The following is an 18,066-nucleotide window of genomic DNA, read 5'->3' on the forward strand; positions in this document are numbered from 1 at the left end:
TTTACAATAGCTTTCGTAGGCTGGGTGATGTGTGTTACATTTCTCAGCTTATTTTCTTTTAAAGAGGTATCAACAGAAGGTCTTAATATTCCACACCTAGATAAAGTAGTACATTTTACATTTTATTTTATGTTCACGGTTTTAGGGAGTTTATCTTATCTAGAGCATAAGGCCATAACTGAAAGTTTTAAAAAAGTTGCTTTGCTTTTTTTTCTTCTAGCAATTGGGTATGGTACAGTTATTGAGGTATTACAATATGTTGCAACAACAACACGGAATGGAGATTTTTTAGACTTTTTAGCGAATTCTTTTGGTGCTTTTTGTGGCTTTATAGCTGTTAAAGCCTACTTTTTTAAAAGAGTTGTTCAAAAATAGAAGAAATATTACCATTTTTATAAATAAATAATTAAATTAGCTCACGATAAATTTTTGAATTATGGAATTAAAGAAGAATCCAAAGGCGGATATTGGTAGAAATAGTGGTCTTTTTTTCGTAGCAGGACTTGCGCTAGTGATGCTTATCACTTGGCAGGCCTTGGAGTACAAAAAATACGATGACGTTACAAATTATGACCTTTCTCAGAATATAGATGATATGTTAGATGAGGAAGTTCCAATGACAGAACAAATTAAAACACCACCACCTCCACCACCACCAGCTGCACCAGAAATTATTCAAGTTGTAGAAGATGAAGCTGATGTTCCAGAAACAGTTATGAAAGATACAGAAGCAAACGAAGAAACTGAAGTTGCTGAAGTTGCTGAAATTGAAGTTGCTGAAGTTGAAGAAGATTTAGATATACCTTTCTCTGTTATTGAAGATGTTCCAATTTTTCCAGGATGTGAAAGTGAAAAAAGTAAAGGAGCAAATGCTTTAAGAGATTGTTTCCAAAAGATGATGTTTAAGCATATCAATAAAAACTTTAGATACCCTGAAATTTCTCAAGAAATGGGTGTTCAAGGAAAAGTGAACGTTATGTTCGTGATTCAAAAAGATGGTAGTATTGGTAGTGTTAGAATGCGTGGTCCAGATAAAAATTTAGAAGCAGAAGCTGCAAGAATTATCGCAAAATTACCAAAAATGACTCCTGGTAAGCAAAGGGGTAGAGCTGTGAGAGTACCTTTTAGTATTCCAATTACATTTAAATTACAGTAAAAAAAATATTTTTTATAAGTAAAAATCCAGAACCTAGGTTCTGGATTTTTTTTTGGTACGTTTCTTGTTTTAACATAATAGTAACAACATAAATATGTACTATTATGAAAAAAAGTAACACAAGTGCTGCAGGTTCTCACGCCAATGAGAATAGCAGTGAAACGTACAAGTCTGCAAACTCCAAAGGCAGTAAGCAAGAAGCAAATCTACGCAAAAACAGTTTTATCTATTTCCAAATTGGATTAATAGGGGCGATGTTTCTCGTTTATTTTGGGTTAGAAACTGCTTTTGATAAGTTTCAGCCGCAAGAAGTGGTACAAGCAGGAGAGATTGTAGAAACCATTGAAATGTATCCAGAATTGAAAGATTTTGAGGTAGAGAAAACAGAAGCAAAGCCAGAATTGGTACACAAGGTAGTAGCACCTCAAACCCTTCAAGTAGTTCCTGACGAATTTAAAGTTCCAGATAGTAAGGAGTTTAAAAGTGAGCCTGTAGCGCAACCTAATCTTAAGCCGAGTGATATTATTGTAGTAAAGCCTATTGTAGAGGAGGTTTTTACATTTGTAACTCTAGAGGATGTTCCGGTGTTTCCTGGGTGTGAGTCGGTTGCTAAATCAGAAAGAAAAACGTGTTTTGAAGAAAGTATGCAAAAGCACATCTTAAAGAATTTTAGATACCCAGAAGTTGCTGTAGAGACGCATACCCAGGGTAAGGTGTATGTAATGTTCACTATTGGTAAAGATGGCAACATAGAAGATGTAAGGTTAAAAGGGCCAGCTAAGATTCTAGAAAAAGAAGCAGCTCGGATTATAGATAAGCTACCGCAAATGAAGCCTGGAATGCAGCGTTTACAACCTGTAAAGGTTTCTTTTAGTATTCCTATTAACTTTCAGCTACAATAATTTAGTTTTGAAACGAAAAAAAAGTGCTTGTGGTGTGTGTAAACACCACAAGCACTTTTTTAATTTTAAGCCGGTGTAGAAGGTAGCTCCTATGCTTTTTGGATTGATGAATCCGCCGCCATAGCTCTTGCATATTTACTTGAAATTGTTATGTCAGCTATATAACGCCTTCAAGAGTTTTCTCATCTTTAATAGCCTTTAAAACACTGTTTTGGGTGTTTTCGAGCATCAATACATTAGTCTCGAGTTCTTTTTTGTTTGAAGAGGTGCCGTGACCAGGGATAATTTTAGTGTGTTCATCAATTAAAAGCAATGCTCTTTTATGAGCTTCTATGTAACCGTGAACGCTAGCGCCGCTTTTTAAATCTATGTAAGGGTAGCGCATCGAAAAATACGTATCGCCCATGTGTAGTACATTGTTTTTCGTGAAATATAGTATCACTATCTGTATCTGCATTGTGTATGTGAAAGGCCAATACGGTTTGTTCTCCGATATGGGGGGGTGATATTTTCAGAGAACGTTATTTCGGGTAACATTTTATTATAAAGTTCGCGATCTATTTCGTTAGCTTCTAGTTTCTTTGAATTAGTTTTACGTAGGCCCTTTCTAACATTGTCTTGAGAGCTAAAGTAATTTCTTTTGAATTGAAATTTGCATTTCCCCTTGTGTGGTCTCCGTGCATAGGTGGGTTGTATACGATTGAAATTGGATTAGGGCTAAGATCGCGAAAGTCTCTTTTAATGGTTTGCTCAAAGGCTTAAACGGATTATCAATCATAAATATGTGATCTTCCCTACTGAAAATACTGATATTACCACCTTGTCCGGTGAGCATAAATAAATTGTCGCTTAGTTTTTCTGGAATAATCTGAACTTCAGTTTCTTGGGCTTTAGTGATTAAAATAGCGGAAAATAAAAGAATTTTAAGTGCGAAAAATTTAAGACATTGCACGTACGGCTATTTTTAATTTAATTATTTGTGAATTAGTCGTATATCATTTATAAATATAACATAAACATATCATTTTCGTTGCACAAATAGCATTCTGGACTTATCTTTGCACTCCAATAAAAATTCCGAATGAAAACGGCAGTAAGCTCGGTAAAAGAAGGGACTCAATCCCATATTTTTGCTGATTTTAAAGAAATTACTAAAGCAAGACTTTCTATAAGTGTTGTTTTTTCTGCTATTGCGGGCTATTTATTAGGTGCTCCAGAAATCCAGTTATATCCAATACTGCTGCTTGCCTTTGGTGGGTATTGTATGGTTGGTGCTTCAAATACATTCAATCAGATTATAGAAAAAGATCTTGATGCACTCATGAATAGGACTAAGGATAGGCCTATTGCAGCAGGAAGATTATCCGTACGCACGGCCTCAGTAATTGCAGTGATATTAACGATTATAGGTATTGCTACATTGTATATATTGAATCCTAAAACTGCGATGTTTGGGGCTATCTCTATCTTTTTATATACAAGTGCCTACACTCCTTTAAAAACAAAAACACCTTTAGCTGTTTTTGTCGGTGCAATTCCAGGTGCAATTCCTTTTATGTTAGGTTGGGTAGCGGCAACAGATGAGTTTGGTATTGAGCCAGGGACATTATTTATGATTCAATTCTTTTGGCAGTTCCCGCATTTTTGGGCCTTGGGGTGGATGCTTGATGAAGATTACAAAAGAGGAGGCTTTAAAATGTTGCCTACTGGGAAAAAAGATAGGAAAACTGTTTTGCAAATTATCATGTATACTATTTGGATGATTGTTGTATCTATTATTCCAGTTTTTGGAATAACAGGTGCTTTGACGCTTTCAATACCTGCCGCAATTATAATTTTTATACTAGGAATGGTGATGTTAGTATATGCTTTTAGATTGTATGAAAGACAAGACAATGCTTCTGCAAAAAAATTAATGCTAGCGAGTGTTAGTTATATTACGCTCATGCAAATAGTGTATGTGGTAGATAAATTTTTATAAGAATTAAATGGATTTAACAGAAGGAACAATAGAACAGAAAACTGGAAGGGCAAAGAAAATGATGCTCTGGTTTGGTATTGTTAGTTTACTAATGACCTTTGCGGGTTGGACCAGTGCTTACATTGTTAGTAGTACTCGTGAAGATTGGTTAACTGATTTTCAATTACCAGGTATTTTCTTTATAAGTACAGGGGTGTTAATCTTAAGTAGTCTAACATTTATCCTGGCAAAGATGGCTATGCGGGGAAATAAATCTTCTTTATGTACCAGTTTTTTGATAACGACTTTGGTTTTAGGGGTGATTTTTATACTCTTACAATTTCGTGGTTTTTCTGAAATTGTAGCGCAGGGATTTTATTTTACAGGAGAATCTAGTAGTGTAACTACTTCTTATATTTTCCTAATTGCAATGGTGCATATCTTACATGTTGTTGCAGGATTAATTTCCTTATTAGTGGTTATTACGAACCAACTTAAGGGTAAATATTCGCCTGAAAATCTGTTAGGTATAGAGTTAGGGGCAACGTTTTGGCACTTCTTAGATTTACTTTGGGTGTATTTAATGCTATTTTTTTACTTTTTTAAGTAATAAAAACACGTATAAACGGTTTAATATTTGGCAATTAGCTAAAAGAATATAAAGAAATATAGATTTTTTGAATTTTTTAAAACCAAAAATTTTGTTTGGTTAAAAAAAATGTAAATTTGTGAAAATTTTATTAACGCGATAATATATTTATGGATACTACGGTAACAACGGGTGAGGAACAAAATGTATGGAGTGGTGGTGGTAATAAACCACTAGGTGCGAGTTATGGAAAAATGATGATGTGGTTTTTCATCATGTCAGATGCTTTAACATTCTCTGGTTTTCTTGCAGCATATGGCTTCTCAAGATTTAAATTTATAGAAACTTGGCCAATTGCTGATGAAGTTTTTACACACGTACCGTTTTTTCATGGGAATTTTCCGATGATTTATGTTGCTTTTATGACCTTTGTATTAATTATGTCTTCTGTAACAATGGTGCTAGCTGTTGATGCAGGTCATAAAATGCAAAAAAATAGAGTTACCTGGTATATGTTCTTAACCATAATAGGAGGTATTATATTCGTTGGTTCCCAAGGTTGGGAATGGGCTACTTTTATTAAAGGAGACCACGGAGCAATCGAAACAAAAGGGGGTAGAATATTACAATTCGTAGATGCTAAAACGGGTGACCGTGTTGGTATTGCAGATTTCTCTAAAGAAATAGCAGGAGAACGAACACAACACGAAAATAAAAGTGGTATTTGGTTTATGAACGAAGGTTCTTTACCATCCTATACTGTTAATGAAGTAGTGGAAGGTTTTAAAGCAAATCCTAATTTATTAGTTCGTACAGAATTAAAAAATGAAGAAGGGCATAAAACAGTATTGTCTAGAGAAGATTCTTTAAAGAATTTATTAGGAGCTTCACAAGTGGTAGAAGGTGCTAATTTAATTCATAATGAATATGGAAGTAGACTGTTCGCAGATTTCTTCTTCTTTATTACTGGTTTTCATGGTTTTCACGTATTCTCGGGAATAGTAATAAATATTATTATTTTCTTTAATGTGATATTAGGTACGTATGAAAAAAGACGTAGTTATGAAATGGTAGAAAAAGTTGGTTTATACTGGCACTTTGTAGATTTAGTTTGGGTATTTGTATTCACATTCTTCTACTTGGTTTAATTTAAATTAATTTTTCATCACCTAAAGGATTTAAAAGAAAAAAATTACAAAATGGCACACGAACATAAATTAGAAATATTCAGAGGATTAGTTAAGTTTAAATCTAATATTAGTAAAATCTGGGGAGTACTTATTTTTTTATCTATAATTACGACCATTGAAGTTGTCTTAGGAATTATCAGGCCTGCTTTTTTAGTAGAGACTTCCTTTTTAGGAATGCACCTATTAAACTGGTTATTTATTATTCTTACTTTAGTAAAAGCCTATTATATTGCTTGGGACTTTATGCACCTTCGAGATGAAAAGGTAGCATTGAGAAGAACAATAGTTTGGACCCCGATATTTTTGGTTTGCTATTTAATTTTTATTTTACTATTTGAAGCAGATTATATTCATGAAGTATATAAAGAGGGATTCATTAAATGGAACTTCTAATTCTTAATACTATTTAACACACAAAAAGACGGTTTAACGACCGTCTTTTTTTATTTTTGCAGAATATTCTACGTTATGAAAAAAGCATTTGTACTTATCGTTCTTTTTGTACTTCCTATCGTTGCTTATTTATTTTTTGCATCAGGAGTTCATAACTTTGGAAAGCTTCCTGTACTTACGGAAACAGTTTTTGATGTTAGTACAGTAGATAGTACGACTACCTTCAAAAATAAAATTACTATTCTAGGTTTTTTAGGGAATGATGTAGATTTTAAAAAGGGGAATGCTTTAAATCTGAATCAAAAAATTTATAAAGATTTTCATAAGTTCAGCGACTTTCAGTTTGTTATGATCATGCCAGAAGGCACGGAAGAAAGTGTGAAAATACTTCAAAAAGAACTTTCAGGACTTGCTGAAATAGATAAGTGGAAATTTGTTTTCGCTAGCCCAGAACAAATTCAATTAATTTTCAATAGCCTTGATACAGATTTAAGTTTGGATGAAAGCTATAGCACACCATATGTTTTTATTGTAGATAAAGATGCTGCACTCCGTGGTCGTAATCAAGATGAAGAACATAAAACTATATATGGTTTTGATGCTACTTCTGTAGCTGAGCTCACCAATAAAATGATAGACGATGTTCGTATTATATTAGCAGAATATAGAATGGCATTGAAAAAGAATAACGCAAATAGAGAAATCTAATGGGAAAAAGTAAATACACATACATTTGGGTTTCATTTATTATCCTAGTTTTCGGTATAATCTTTATTCCTAAAATAATAGATAGAGTATATAAGGGTACTGTTGTTGAAAGCGATCGCATGAGTATTGATATGAATAATGGTAATTTAGCATTTATCGTTATAAACGGAGAGAAGAGAAAAGTTCCAGATTTTGCCTTTGTCAATCAGGACAGTCTGTTAATTACTAATAATGATTATAAAGGCAAAGTTTATGTGGTAGAGTTTTTCTTTACAACCTGTCCATCAATTTGTCCTATTATGAATCAAAACTTGGTTCAAATTCAAAGTGAGTTTAAAGAATTTGATGATTTTGGAGTAGCTTCTTTTACGATTAATCCAACCTATGATACACCCACGGTGTTAAAAGAATATGCAGAGAAGTACGGAGTTACCAACTTAAACTGGAATTTAATGACAGGAGATGCGCAAGGTATTTATGATTTAGCAAATTCAGGTTTTAATATTTTTGCCAGTGAAGTTCCAAGTGCTCCAGGCGGTTTTGAGCATGCGGGTATGTTTGCCTTAGTGGATAGAAACGGGTATATAAGATCAAGAGTAGATGATTTTGGAAATCCAATGATCTATTATCGAGGTACAATCACGGAAGAAGATGGCGTAAATGATCAAGGTGAGCAAGAACAAATAGGAATACTTAAAGAAGATATACAAAAATTACTGGAAGAGAAATGATGAATGAGCTTGAGCAAAAAGAAAAGAAGTTTAATAGGCTAATAACAATTGTATCTATTGTTATTCCTTTGGTAGTGGTTATTTTGTTTGGTGTTAAATTACCTAATGTAGCGCCATTAAGTTTCTTGCCTCCAATTTATGCTTCGGTTAATGGGCTTACCGCAATTTTATTGATAGTAGCTGTAGTTGCTATTAAAAATGGGAATAAAAAACTACATCAGCAAATCATGATGACTTGTATTGGTTTGTCATTGGCATTTTTAGTAATGTATGTAGCTTATCATATGACCTCAGATTCTACTAGTTTTGGAGGAGAAGGTCTTATAAAATATGTATACTTATTTATTCTAATCACCCATATAATTCTTTCGGTGGTAATTATTCCTTTAGTACTCATCACGTTTTCAAAAGCATACTTACAAAAATTTGAAGCTCATAGAAAGTTTGCTAAAATTACATTTCCGATATGGCTTTATGTAGCTATTACCGGAGTGGTGGTATACTTAATGATTTCTCCTTATTATGCGCACTAATATCCAAGGACTTATGAACTATAAAAAATTTGTATTCTTAGTATTACTTTTATTTTTGGCACCTAATTTGGCTGATGCCCAATGTGCAATGTGCCGCGCCGTTTTAGAAAGTGAAGAAGGAATGACTACCGCCAAAGGGATTAACGATGGTATTGTATATCTTATGGCTATTCCATATATCTTAGTGGGAGTGCTTTTTTTCTTCGTTTATAGAAAGATGAAAAGTCCTAAAGTGTAATTTTAACATTACTTTAAGTTTTTTGGTGTAACAAAAGTCATTCATAAGTAGTCTATTGTATTGAGCGGGTAGTTTTGCCAAAGCTCGAACCAACCAAAAGCTACTAAATGTTTGATTTAGAAAGATGGCAAGAGATTTTTGACACCATTCGTAAAAACAAATTACGCACATTTCTTACAGGGCTATCTGTGGCCTCAGGTATTTTTATTCTTGTTATTTTATTGGGTTTTGGACAAGGCATGCAAAATGGTATTGCTAAAGAGTTTGAAAGTGATGCAGCCACTAGCATTTGGATATGGACAGAGACTACACAAAATGCATACAAAGGACTTAATCCTGGTAGAGAAATTCAATTTAGAAATGAAGATTACACTACGCTAGTAGATAAAATGGATTTAAACTTGGAACATAAAACCATGTTCTATTTACCAAGAGATGTCACCACTACGTATAAAAATGACGCGCTAATTTATCAAGTAATGGGCACTACAAAGGATGCTCAATTTTTAGAGAACCAGAATATGGTGCAAGGCCGTTTTCTAAATTGGCAAGACGAATCTCAGGTAACCAAAGTAGCCGTAATAAGTGCTAAAATTAAGAGAGAGGCTTTTGATGCCATAGATAGCCCAATAGGGGAGTATATAAAAATTTCTAACATCCTATTTAAGATTATAGGGGTATATAAGGATAAAGCAGGTGATCGGGAGGAGAACCGTATTTTTATTCCAATCTCAACTTCTCAAAAAGTATTTAACGGTTCAGATAAATTAGACAATCTTGTTTTTTCATCACCACCAGTCGCCAATTTTGAACAGGCGGTACAACAATCTGTGCACTTAAAAGCTGAAATTGACACCTATTTAAGGCAAGCACATTCTATAGCTCCCGATGATGAAGGGGGTATAGGAATAAACAACCAAATGGAGAATGCAAAAAGATTCTATTCATTAACAGGTAATATTAAACTTTTCTTTTGGTTTGTTGGTCTTTGTACCATTATTGCGGGTGTTGTTGGAGTCAGTAATATTATGCTAATTGTAGTAAAAGAAAGAACAAAAGAAATAGGAATTCGTAAAGCTTTGGGGGCAAAACCTTGGTCCATTATTGGGATGATCCTGCACGAGTCTGTTTTTGTTACTGCAATTTCGGGTTTTACAGGTCTTATTTTTAGCATGGGGTTGTTAGAAATTATTGGCCCCAATATAGAGGTAGATTATATTGTAAATCCTTCTGTAGATTTTAATGTGGCTATGGCTACTGTTTTGCTTCTTGTTGTTGCTGGTGCAGTAGCAGGCTTTTTTCCTGCATGGCGCGCAGCAAGTATACATACCATTGATGCATTACGAGACGAATAAATAAAAACTAGATGTTTAATAGAGATCGTTGGAGAGAGATTATAGAAGTGCTGACAAGTAATATGTTCAGGACTATTCTTACCGCATTTGGTGTTTTTTGGGGAATTCTTATTCTAATTATTCTCTTAGCGGCAGGAAAGGGCTTAGAAAACGGTATTAAGAGTGGTTTTGGTGATATTGCTACGAATACTATGTTTATGTGGTCTCAAGCTACTTCAAAAGAATATAAAGGCTTGCCAAAAGGAAGACGTTTTGAATTTAAAATTGAAGATGTTTCTTCATTAAAGGAAAACATTAAAGAGCTTCGTTTTGTTTCTCCACGCAATAGATTAGATGGGTTTCAAGGAGGTAATAATGTTATTCGCGGAATAAAAGTGGGTGCATTTAATGTGTATGGTGATTATCCGGAAATTATCAAGCAAGACCCTATGACCATTACTTCTGGTCGTTTTATAAATCATTCTGATATTATTGAAAAACGTAAAATTGCGATTATAGGACAAGGTGTAAAATCTACCTTATTTGAAAAGGAAGAAGCCGTATTAGGTTCCTTTATAAAAATTCAAGGAGTCAATTTTATGGTGGTTGGTACCTACAAGAAAAAAAATAATGATGGCGATGGAGAAGAAGGACAAAAAGAAATTTATGTACCCTTCTCATCATTCTCACAAGCATTTAATAAAGGTAATGATGTAGGTTGGATGGCAATTACCGCTAAAGACGGAGCGTCAATTACAAGCTTAAAAGACGGAATCATCACCTTAATGAAAAAGAATCGAAAGATACATCCAGACGATAATAGAGCTATTGGTAATTTTGATTTGTATGAACAATACAATCGAGTAGAAAGCTTATTTATTGCGATGCGCTTAATCGCCTATTTTGTAGGGATATTAGTGTTAATTTCTGGAATTATAGGGGTGAGCAATATCATGTTAATTGTGGTTAAAGAACGGACAAAAGAAATTGGAATCCGGCGTGCACTTGGTGAAGATCCTTGGTCTATAAAAGTGCAGATTCTTATGGAATCTATCTTTTTAACCATCATATCCGGAATGGCAGGTATCATTTTTGGAGCCTTATTTATTTTCGGAATAAATTCATTGTTAGATGCGGTAGGGCCTGTAGATATGTTTGTAAACCCTAGCGTTAGTATAGGTGTGGTGCTTATCGCCTTGTTAATATTAATCATATCAGGCTTGTTAGCCGGTTTCATTCCTGCACAAAGTGCAATAAAAGTAAAACCAATCGATGCTCTTAGAGCAGAATAAAACAATAAATCATCAATCAAAAAACGAACACATGAAAAAACGAGTAACCATTATTATTTTAGGTTTAATAGTCGTTTGCTTAGGAGGCGCTATGTATTATTTATATCAAAAAAATGCAGAAAACCCTATCACCTATGAAACGGAAACCCCTACGAAGCAAACCATAATTAAAAAAACGGTGGCTACAGGGAGTATTCTGCCTTTAGAAGAAGTGCTTATAAAACCTAATATTTCAGGAGTTATTGAGGAGATCTATGTAGAAGGAGGAGACTATGTGAAATCTGGAGATTTGTTAGCTAAAATTAAAATAGTTCCTAATTTAAATGCTTTAAATGATGCGCGCAATTCTATTGATGGTGCTAGAATTGGATTAGATGATCAAAAAAGAAATTTAGATCGCCAAAAAACATTATTTGAAAAAGGGGTGATTTCTAAAGTAGATTTAGAACGGGCAGAGGTTTCTTTTGATCAAGCCAGGCAATCTTATGGCGCTGCTAATAAAAGATACGATATTGCAAAAACGGGTACTACCAAAGGTTTTGGTAATGCTGCCAATACGCTTATTAGGGCAACAGTTAGCGGAATGGTGTTAGAAGTTCCTGTAGAAGTTGGTAACCAAGTGATTGAAAGTAATAATTTTAATGAAGGTACTACTATAGCGGCAATTGCAGATGTAGATAAAATGATTTTTGAAGGTAAGATAGATGAGTCAGAAGTAGGCAAGGTAAAAGAGAATTTACCATTAGAAATTACAGTAGGAGCTATTGAAAATACAATTTTTCCAGCAGTATTAGATTATATAGCACCTAAAGGAAAGGCAGAAAATGGTGCTATACAATTTGAAATTAAAGGAACTTTAAAAAAGCAAGATTCTATTTTTATACGTGCAGGACTAAGTGCAAACGCGTCTATTATTTTAGCGAAAGTAGACAGTGTAATTTCTATTAAAGAGGCCTTGGTGCAATATGATGATGCTACCAAAAAGCCTTTTGTAGAAATTAGTACAGGAGAACAAGAATTTGAACGCAAGGATATTGTGCTAGGAATTAGTGATGGTATTAATGTAGAGGTAAAATCAGGTCTAAGTTTAACTGATAAAATAAAAGTGTGGAATAAGATTGAAGAAGAAGAAAATGAGGACTAAATTTATAATATGACCTATTTGAGTTTAATAGTGCGTACTATGATTTTTATACTAAGTAAATTTTAACATAATATTTAGACTTCATTCTGTAACACAAACTAATCAATGATGTCTAACTGACGGAGTAAAAACCCAAACAACTAACAAAACTACCATGATTGAAATTAAAAATCTTCACAAATCATATAAAATGGGAAGTAATTCCTTGCATGTATTAAAGGGAATAAATTTTTCAGTAGAAGAAGGAGAACTAGTTGCTATTATGGGTTCTTCAGGTTCTGGTAAATCTACTTTATTAAATATTTTAGGAATGTTAGATGAGCTAGATGAAGGTTCATATACCTTAGATGGTGTTCCTATTAAAAATCTTAATGAAACAAAAGCGGCACAATACCGTAATAAGTTTTTAGGATTTATTTTTCAATCTTTTAATCTTATCAATTACAAAACTGCAGCAGAGAATGTTGCTTTACCCTTATACTATCAAAAAGTAGGTAGAAAAGAGCGTCACGAAAAAGCTTTAAAGTATTTAGAACGTGTAGGTCTTAAAGAATGGGCTACACATTTACCAAGTGAACTTTCTGGTGGTCAAAAACAGCGTGTGGCAATTGCAAGGGCCATGGCAGCAGAACCAAAAGTATTATTAGCAGATGAACCTACGGGAGCACTAGATAGTAAAACCTCGTATGAGGTGATGGATCTAATTCAGAAAATAAACGACGCAGGAAATACCATTCTTATTGTAACTCATGAACCAGACATTGCAGATATGTGTAAGCGTATTGTGCATTTAAAAGATGGAGTTATTGTAGAAGATAAAAAAATTGAGCAAGTAAGAGCATCGCAATATGTTTAATAGAGACAATTGGCAAGAAATATTTGAAACCATTCAGAAAAATAAACTCCGAACTTTTTTATCTGGGTTTACTGTGGCTATCGGTATATTTATTTTTGTAGTTCTGTTTGGGTTTGGAAATGGACTTACAAATACCTTTAATAAATTTTTTGGTGATGATGCTACCAATGTTTTTTTTGTATTTCCGGGGAGAACTACAGTTCCGTATCAAGGGTACAAAGCCAATAGAAGTATAGAATTTGATAATGGCGATTTAAAAGATATCAAAAAAAATTTCCCAATGTTTTTGGAGTATATAACCCCAAGAATATCTCGGGGAGGTTTGGTTAAATACAATAATGAATCTAATAATTACACAACGCAAGCGGTAGGGCCATCACATCAATTAAACGAAAAAACAATTATAATGTTTGGTCGTTATATCAACGAAAATGATATAGAGAAAAAAACAAAAATTGCTATTATAGGGCGTCTTGTAGCTAAAGATTTATTTAAAAGTAAAAATCCGATAGGAGAGTTTATTGATATTACAGGTAGTTCTTTTAAAGTTGTTGGTGTATTTCAGGATGATGGCGGCGATAATGAAGAAAGAAAAATTTATATACCCTATACAACAAGGCAACTTATTGAAAAGAATACAGATAAAATAGATCAGATTGTTATTGGGTTTAAACCACAGATAGGGTATGCAGGAGCTATGGCTTTTCAAGTAAGTTTGGAAAAATATTTAAGAAGTAAAAAGTTTATAAGTCCTAAAGACCAAAATGGAATATTTGTTCGTAATGTGGCAGATCAACTAAAGCAAAATCAACAGCTAGCAGTGGTCTTACAATGGATTGTTTCCTTGGTTGCTTTTGGGACTATAATTGCAGGTATAATAGGGATAAGTAATATAATGGTTTTTGTGGTAAAGGAAAGAACTAAGGAGCTAGGTATCCGTAAAGCACTGGGAGCCACACCAAAATCTGTCATAGGAACCATTCTTTTAGAATCCGTATTTATTACAACGATCTCTGGTTTTATCGGAATGATGATAGGGATAGGAGTGCTCACTTCTTTAGGGAAATCATTAGATGCATATTTTATAACGGATCCTTATATAGATATGGGAGTTGCCATTTTTGCGACGATTATATTAATTGTATGTGGTGCTATAGCAGGATATGTGCCCGCAAGAAAAGCAGCAAGAATTAAACCAATTGTAGCATTAAGAGACGAGTAATATGAAATTTATTTTTGATAGTAATACTTGGCAAGAGATTTTTGGTTCTATTGGGAAAAATAAAACTAGAACAGCCATTACCATAGTTGGTGTGCTTTGGGGGATATTTATATACATCGCTTTGGCTGGTGCGGCAAAAGGCTTAGACAATGGTTTTGAAAGAGCCTTTGAGAGTGTGGCGATGAACAGCATGTTTGTTTGGGCACAAAGTACAAGTATGCCTTATGAAGGCTACAAAACAGATCGTCAGTTGCAGTTAAAGCTGTCTGATGTGGCAACCTTAAAAAATAGACTTCCGGAAATAGAATATATAGCACCCCGTAATGCTAAAGGTGTTTTTGATGGCGAACCAGCCATTGTAGTCCGTGGAATGAAATCTAGCTCTTCTCCGGTGTATGGCGATTATCCTGTTTATACTAAAATTGCTACTAAAAAGATTTATGATGGCGGTAGATTTATTAATGATAGAGATATAGATCAAGCTCGAAAAGTAGCAGTAATCGGTGAAAGAACCCAACAAGAATTGTTTGAAGAAGAAGAAAATCCGATAGGTTCTTATATACGAGTAGATAATATTTATTTTCAAATAATTGGGGTGCATAAGTTTGTTCCTGGTGGCGGATTTGAGAGTGATACAGATATTTACATTCCTTATACTACATTTAGGAAATTATACAATACTGGCGAAGATGTGAGCTGGTTAACTATTGCTGCGTATGATGATGCAGATGTGGTTAAGGCAGAGGAAGATGTTAAAAGTGTTTTGAAAAGTATTCATAATGTAAACCCTAAGGATGATAGAGCCTTTGGAGCATTTAACTTAGGTGAGATATTTAATAGAATTACAGGTTTTGCAAAGGGGTTAACCTTCTTGTCTCTGATTGTAGGAATAGCGACAATCTTAGCAGGTGTTATTAGTATTGGTAATATATTACTGATCTCCGTTAAAGAGCGAACCAAAGAGCTAGGAGTAAGAAGAGCTCTAGGAGCTACTCCAGCCGAGGTAAGAAATCAGATCATATTAGAGTCTGTTTTCTTAACAGTGGTAGCGGGCGTTTTAGGAATAATATTGGGAGCGGGTGTTTTAAAGATAGTCGATATTTTTACAAAGGATACAGATTTACCGTATACCAACCCTACACTGCCCATACCTTATGTTTTAGGTGCCTTGGCAATAATGATAATTTTAGGAACTTTAATAGGGTTAATACCAGCACAAAGAGCAGTGAGTATTAAACCGATTGATGCATTAAGAGAAGAATAAAGTAAAACCAACATAAAAAGTAAATATATCATCAAATGAAAAAAGTAATAAAATACGTAGTATTAGGTCTATTAGTGTTAGCTGCTTTGTGGGCTGCAATGTTTTTTATTCGAACCAATAAAAAATCATCCATTACCTATGATACCCAAAAACCATTTATTTCTAACGTAGAGAAAAAAACGGTGGCTACTGGTAAAGTAATTCCTGAAGATGAAATCGAAATAAAGCCTCAAATTTCTGGAATTATAGAAGAGGTTTATTTAAAAGAAGGCGCTAAAGTAAAAGCTGGTGATCTTATTGCGAAAATAAAAGTTGTTCCCAATGAGCAATCCATGAATCAAGCAGGAGGAAGAGTTAAAAATGCACAATTAGCCTTAAATAATACTAAAATTGAGTTTGATCGTAATAAAGTGCTTTTTGATAAAGGCGTTATTTCTAGTCAAGATTTTAATACGTTGCAATTACAATACAATCAAGCACAGCAGGAGTTGGGTAATGCCCAGGCAGATTATCAAATTATCAGAAAAGGTTCTGCGGGTGGCTCTTCTACGGCAAATACAAATATTAGGGCTACGGTTTCAGGTACAATTTTAGAAATACCGGTAAAAGAGGGAGATCAAGTCATACAAAGTAATAATTTTAATGATGGTACCACCATTGCAACTATTGCAGATTTGAGTAAAATGATTTTTGAGGGTAAGGTTGATGAAGGAGAGGTAGCAAAATTAAAAGTAGGTTCTCCATTAGAAATAAGCTTGGGAGCTTTAGAGGGTAAAACGTTTAATGCAAAACTTCGCTTTATTGCACCAAAGGGAGTGGAAGAATCTGGGGCTGTTCAGTTTAAAATAGAAGGAGATGTTGCTGTTGAAGATGATATCTTAATTAGAGCCGGGTATAGTGCAAATGCATCCTTAGTTTTGGAGAGTAAGAAGGATGTGTTGGTTATCCCTGAGGCATTATTGCAGTTTGATAAGGATACGGATAAACCTTATGTAGAGGTTTCAGTTGGAGATCAAAAGTTTGAAAGAAAAGATATTGAAATAGGAATATCAGACGGTGTTAATGTAGAAATACTTTCTGGAATTACGGAAGAGGATCAAGTGAAAATTTGGAATAAAACGGAGCCTATAAAAAAGAATGTTGAAGAAGAGGAGTCGAAAGAATAAACCATCATCAATCACGTAACAATCAAAAAATAAATCGCATGAAATTTAATAGTATACTAATAGTATTCTTGTGCACAGTAGGAATCGCGACAGGACAATCTAAAAAATGGACACTTCAAGAATGTGTGGAATATGCTGTAGAGAATAACTTGACTATAGAACAATTTGAGTTGGACTTGCAAAATGTTCAGCTAGAAAAATCGGATGCCTTAGGAGATTTTTTACCTAATTTAAACGCATCAAGTTCTGTTTCCGGGAATACAGGTCTTTCTTTTGATCCTACCACAAACCAAGCAGTAACCACGACTATTTTTACAGCTAGTGGAGGGTTCTCTTCTAACGTAACCTTGTTTGACGGACTCAGGAACTTACACCGGTACAATAGAGCTAAGTTGAATGCTATTTCTAGTCAGTACCGTTTAGATAATTTAAAAGATGATATTCGTTTAAATGTAGCCAATGCTTATTTGCAAGTATTGTCTAACAAAGAATCTTTACATGTATTTAATGCACAGTATGCAGTGACGCAACAAGATTTAAAGCGTACGAAAGAGTTAGTAGATGCTGGTGTTGTAGCTCGTGGAGATTTATTAGAAGTTGAAGCAACAGCAGCAACACAAGAGCAACAAATAGTAAATGCAGAAAATTCAATCATAATCTCTAAAATTAATTTAGCACAGTTGCTACAAATTACCGCATATGAGAATTTTGATATTGTCGATGAATCTTTTGAAATTCCGCCATCAGAAGTATTGACTAATTCTCCAAAAACGATATATGACAAGGCATTGATCTTTAGAAATGATATTAAATTATCAGAGATGAATGTAGCTATAGCAGAAAAAGATTTAAAAATAAGCAAAGGAGCTTTGTTACCTACTTTGGGAGCTTTCTTTAATTATAATACTAGATACTCTAGCCAACAGCAGTTTGATGCCGGTTCTGGTCAGTTTTTTAGAGATAGTTTTAAAGACCAATTATGGATCAATGATGGTATTTCTTATGGAGCACAATTAAATATTCCTATTTTTAATGGCTTTACAGTAAAGAATAATATCAAACGATCAAAAATTGGTATTGACAGAGCAAAGAATCAGTTAGAGCAAGATAAGTTAGCTCTAGAAACCACAATTAATCAAGCATATGTGGATGTAAAAAGTTTTGCTAAGGCCTTTGAAGCGGCAGAAAAAACCGTTGAAGCAAGACGTTTAGCCTTTGAATATTCTAAGGAACGTTTTGATGTAGGTTTAATGAACTCGTTTGATTATAGCCAAGCACAATCTAGGGTAGATGACGCAGAAGCACAATTGATACGAACAAAATATGATTATATTTTTAGACTTAAAGTATTAGAATTTTATTTTGGAATGCCAATTACATTAGATTAG

Annotated in this window: 21 protein-coding genes; 19 read left to right on the forward strand and 2 right to left on the reverse strand. The window is 34.0% G+C overall.

All coding sequences use genetic code 11. The features are described 5' to 3' along the window. Positions 1-27 precede the first annotated feature (27 nt). The 3 genes from CELAL_RS10305 to CELAL_RS10315 all read left to right on the forward strand — a co-directional run bounded on the left by CELAL_RS10305 (position 28) and on the right by CELAL_RS10315 (position 2,058). Entirely contained in the window at positions 28-375 is a 348-nt protein-coding gene (locus CELAL_RS10305; RefSeq protein ID WP_052303991.1) for a VanZ family protein, read from the forward strand. A gap of 61 nt (positions 376-436) precedes the next feature. Next, positions 437-1,156 (forward strand): energy transducer TonB, encoded by a 720-nt coding sequence (locus CELAL_RS10310; protein ID WP_013550850.1) that lies wholly within the window; start codon positions 437-439, stop codon positions 1,154-1,156. A gap of 104 nt (positions 1,157-1,260) precedes the next feature. After that, on the forward strand, positions 1,261-2,058 hold the full coding sequence (locus tag CELAL_RS10315) for an energy transducer TonB (protein WP_013550851.1): 798 nt from the start codon (positions 1,261-1,263) through the stop codon (positions 2,056-2,058). A gap of 157 nt (positions 2,059-2,215) precedes the next feature. Here CELAL_RS10315 and CELAL_RS21495 read toward each other — a convergent pair whose 3' ends face one another. Next, positions 2,216-2,515: an MBL fold metallo-hydrolase gene (locus CELAL_RS21495; protein ID WP_148229669.1), complete on the reverse strand. Its 300-nt coding sequence runs from the start codon at positions 2,513-2,515 to the stop codon at positions 2,216-2,218. Positions 2,516-2,683: 168 nt separating this feature from the next. Then, the gene (locus CELAL_RS21500; protein WP_052303993.1) at positions 2,684-3,010 is read right to left on the reverse strand and encodes a hypothetical protein; all 327 of its coding nucleotides are present in this window, start codon (positions 3,008-3,010) and stop codon (positions 2,684-2,686) included. 129 nt (positions 3,011-3,139) lie between these two features. On the opposite strand from CELAL_RS21500, the gene cyoE reads away from it, so the two are divergent. The 16 genes from cyoE (at position 3,140) to CELAL_RS10400 (ending at position 18,066) form a co-directional block, all read left to right on the forward strand. Beyond that, positions 3,140-4,039, forward strand: a complete 900-nt coding sequence (gene cyoE, locus CELAL_RS10325) for a heme o synthase (RefSeq protein WP_013550852.1) — start codon at positions 3,140-3,142, stop codon at positions 4,037-4,039. Positions 4,040-4,046: 7 nt separating this feature from the next. Next, positions 4,047-4,628: a cytochrome c oxidase subunit 3 gene (locus CELAL_RS10330; protein WP_013550853.1), complete on the forward strand. Its 582-nt coding sequence runs from the start codon at positions 4,047-4,049 to the stop codon at positions 4,626-4,628. A 149-nt stretch (positions 4,629-4,777) separates the two neighbouring features. Further along, positions 4,778-5,755 (forward strand): cytochrome c oxidase subunit 3, encoded by a 978-nt coding sequence (locus tag CELAL_RS10335; protein ID WP_013550854.1) that lies wholly within the window; start codon positions 4,778-4,780, stop codon positions 5,753-5,755. Positions 5,756-5,806: 51 nt separating this feature from the next. Further along, on the forward strand, positions 5,807-6,190 hold the full coding sequence (locus CELAL_RS10340) for a cytochrome C oxidase subunit IV family protein (protein WP_013550855.1): 384 nt from the start codon (positions 5,807-5,809) through the stop codon (positions 6,188-6,190). A gap of 75 nt (positions 6,191-6,265) precedes the next feature. Further along, the gene (locus CELAL_RS10345; protein ID WP_013550856.1) at positions 6,266-6,898 is read left to right on the forward strand and encodes a hypothetical protein; all 633 of its coding nucleotides are present in this window, start codon (positions 6,266-6,268) and stop codon (positions 6,896-6,898) included. Continuing rightward, positions 6,898-7,629 carry an SCO family protein gene (locus CELAL_RS10350; RefSeq protein WP_013550857.1) on the forward strand — a complete coding sequence of 244 codons (732 nt, stop codon included), beginning with the start codon at positions 6,898-6,900 and terminating at the stop codon, positions 7,627-7,629. The genes CELAL_RS10345 and CELAL_RS10350 overlap by 1 nt, the downstream gene beginning before the upstream one ends. Continuing rightward, positions 7,629-8,162, forward strand: coding sequence for a DUF420 domain-containing protein (locus CELAL_RS10355; RefSeq protein WP_041557691.1), 534 nt, complete (start codon positions 7,629-7,631; stop codon positions 8,160-8,162). Before CELAL_RS10350 ends, CELAL_RS10355 begins: the two co-directional genes overlap by 1 nt. Then, positions 8,152-8,400 (forward strand): hypothetical protein, encoded by a 249-nt coding sequence (locus CELAL_RS10360; RefSeq protein ID WP_013550859.1) that lies wholly within the window; start codon positions 8,152-8,154, stop codon positions 8,398-8,400. The genes CELAL_RS10355 and CELAL_RS10360 overlap by 11 nt, the downstream gene beginning before the upstream one ends. A 107-nt stretch (positions 8,401-8,507) precedes the next feature. Continuing rightward, complete coding sequence (locus CELAL_RS10365; protein ID WP_013550860.1) at positions 8,508-9,755, forward strand: ABC transporter permease; 1,248 nt, start codon at positions 8,508-8,510, stop codon at positions 9,753-9,755. A gap of 11 nt (positions 9,756-9,766) precedes the next feature. After that, positions 9,767-11,026, forward strand: coding sequence for an ABC transporter permease (locus CELAL_RS10370; protein ID WP_013550861.1), 1,260 nt, complete (start codon positions 9,767-9,769; stop codon positions 11,024-11,026). 31 nt (positions 11,027-11,057) lie between these two features. Then, on the forward strand, positions 11,058-12,170 hold the full coding sequence (locus CELAL_RS10375; RefSeq protein ID WP_041558088.1) for an efflux RND transporter periplasmic adaptor subunit: 1,113 nt from the start codon (positions 11,058-11,060) through the stop codon (positions 12,168-12,170). 154 nt (positions 12,171-12,324) lie between these two features. After that, positions 12,325-13,026, forward strand: a complete 702-nt coding sequence (locus CELAL_RS10380; protein WP_013550863.1) for an ABC transporter ATP-binding protein — start codon at positions 12,325-12,327, stop codon at positions 13,024-13,026. Continuing rightward, a complete protein-coding gene (locus CELAL_RS10385) occupies positions 13,019-14,248 on the forward strand; it encodes an ABC transporter permease (RefSeq protein ID WP_013550864.1) in 1,230 nt (409 codons plus the stop codon). Before CELAL_RS10380 ends, CELAL_RS10385 begins: the two co-directional genes overlap by 8 nt. Before the next feature lies 1 nt (position 14,249). Further along, the gene (locus tag CELAL_RS10390; protein WP_013550865.1) at positions 14,250-15,512 is read left to right on the forward strand and encodes an ABC transporter permease; all 1,263 of its coding nucleotides are present in this window, start codon (positions 14,250-14,252) and stop codon (positions 15,510-15,512) included. A gap of 35 nt (positions 15,513-15,547) precedes the next feature. Beyond that, complete coding sequence (locus CELAL_RS10395; RefSeq protein ID WP_013550866.1) at positions 15,548-16,678, forward strand: efflux RND transporter periplasmic adaptor subunit; 1,131 nt, start codon at positions 15,548-15,550, stop codon at positions 16,676-16,678. Between the two features lie 38 nt (positions 16,679-16,716). Next, positions 16,717-18,066 (forward strand): TolC family protein, encoded by a 1,350-nt coding sequence (locus tag CELAL_RS10400; RefSeq protein ID WP_013550867.1) that lies wholly within the window; start codon positions 16,717-16,719, stop codon positions 18,064-18,066.

It is taken from the genome of Cellulophaga algicola DSM 14237, assembly GCF_000186265.1.
Taxonomy (GTDB): Bacteria; Bacteroidota; Bacteroidia; order Flavobacteriales; family Flavobacteriaceae; genus Cellulophaga; species Cellulophaga algicola.

Excerpts from the sequence above, each read along its gene's own strand:
- CELAL_RS10305 (WP_052303991.1), top strand. The coding sequence starts at position 28 with ATGTGTGTTACATTTCTCAGCTTATTTTCTTTTAAAGAGGTATCAACA.
- CELAL_RS10310 (WP_013550850.1), top strand. The coding sequence starts at position 437 with ATGGAATTAAAGAAGAATCCAAAGGCGGATATTGGTAGAAATAGTGGT.
- CELAL_RS10315 (WP_013550851.1), top strand. The coding sequence starts at position 1,261 with ATGAAAAAAAGTAACACAAGTGCTGCAGGTTCTCACGCCAATGAGAAT.
- CELAL_RS21495 (WP_148229669.1), bottom strand. The coding sequence starts at position 2,515 with ATGCAGATACAGATAGTGATACTATATTTCACGAAAAACAATGTACTA.
- cyoE (WP_013550852.1), top strand. The coding sequence starts at position 3,140 with ATGAAAACGGCAGTAAGCTCGGTAAAAGAAGGGACTCAATCCCATATT.
- CELAL_RS10330 (WP_013550853.1), top strand. The coding sequence starts at position 4,047 with ATGGATTTAACAGAAGGAACAATAGAACAGAAAACTGGAAGGGCAAAG.
- CELAL_RS10335 (WP_013550854.1), top strand. The coding sequence starts at position 4,778 with ATGGATACTACGGTAACAACGGGTGAGGAACAAAATGTATGGAGTGGT.
- CELAL_RS10340 (WP_013550855.1), top strand. The coding sequence starts at position 5,807 with ATGGCACACGAACATAAATTAGAAATATTCAGAGGATTAGTTAAGTTT.
- CELAL_RS10345 (WP_013550856.1), top strand. The coding sequence starts at position 6,266 with ATGAAAAAAGCATTTGTACTTATCGTTCTTTTTGTACTTCCTATCGTT.
- CELAL_RS10350 (WP_013550857.1), top strand. The coding sequence starts at position 6,898 with ATGGGAAAAAGTAAATACACATACATTTGGGTTTCATTTATTATCCTA.
- CELAL_RS10355 (WP_041557691.1), top strand. The coding sequence starts at position 7,629 with ATGAATGAGCTTGAGCAAAAAGAAAAGAAGTTTAATAGGCTAATAACA.
- CELAL_RS10360 (WP_013550859.1), top strand. The coding sequence starts at position 8,152 with ATGCGCACTAATATCCAAGGACTTATGAACTATAAAAAATTTGTATTC.
- CELAL_RS10365 (WP_013550860.1), top strand. The coding sequence starts at position 8,508 with ATGTTTGATTTAGAAAGATGGCAAGAGATTTTTGACACCATTCGTAAA.
- CELAL_RS10370 (WP_013550861.1), top strand. The coding sequence starts at position 9,767 with ATGTTTAATAGAGATCGTTGGAGAGAGATTATAGAAGTGCTGACAAGT.
- CELAL_RS10375 (WP_041558088.1), top strand. The coding sequence starts at position 11,058 with ATGAAAAAACGAGTAACCATTATTATTTTAGGTTTAATAGTCGTTTGC.
- CELAL_RS10380 (WP_013550863.1), top strand. The coding sequence starts at position 12,325 with ATGATTGAAATTAAAAATCTTCACAAATCATATAAAATGGGAAGTAAT.
- CELAL_RS10385 (WP_013550864.1), top strand. The coding sequence starts at position 13,019 with ATGTTTAATAGAGACAATTGGCAAGAAATATTTGAAACCATTCAGAAA.
- CELAL_RS10390 (WP_013550865.1), top strand. The coding sequence starts at position 14,250 with ATGAAATTTATTTTTGATAGTAATACTTGGCAAGAGATTTTTGGTTCT.
- CELAL_RS10395 (WP_013550866.1), top strand. The coding sequence starts at position 15,548 with ATGAAAAAAGTAATAAAATACGTAGTATTAGGTCTATTAGTGTTAGCT.
- CELAL_RS10400 (WP_013550867.1), top strand. The coding sequence starts at position 16,717 with ATGAAATTTAATAGTATACTAATAGTATTCTTGTGCACAGTAGGAATC.